Below are 215 nucleotides of genomic sequence, written 5' to 3'. Positions count from 1 at the left end.
GCGCTTCACTTTGAAATTCGCCATGTCCGAGCGTAGGAAAAACACTCCAAACTGAACCAATGATCATGCCCACCAGCAACGGCCAAAAGCGTTGTACCAGTCGCATTACACGCCCTTCTGCAAACAATTGCCAAAAGTTCGTGACCATGGAAGGGATAATCAGCAAAGTTGCCGCTTGAAATGGGCTAATCACCAAAGATAAAAGCCCCATCGAC

1 pseudogene is annotated in these 215 nt (G+C 47.9%); it reads right to left on the bottom strand.

The features are described from left to right. Positions 1-215 (bottom strand): annotated as a pseudogene (locus RRF55_RS29125) (sulfite exporter TauE/SafE family protein); the annotation flags it as partial.

The sequence above is a fragment of the Klebsiella sp. K47 genome, assembly GCF_051858335.1.
GTDB classification, from domain to species: domain Bacteria; phylum Pseudomonadota; class Gammaproteobacteria; order Enterobacterales; family Enterobacteriaceae; genus Klebsiella; species Klebsiella pneumoniae.
Note: the sequence above shows the minus strand (reverse complement) of the source record. Positions and strands in the feature narration are given on the sequence as shown.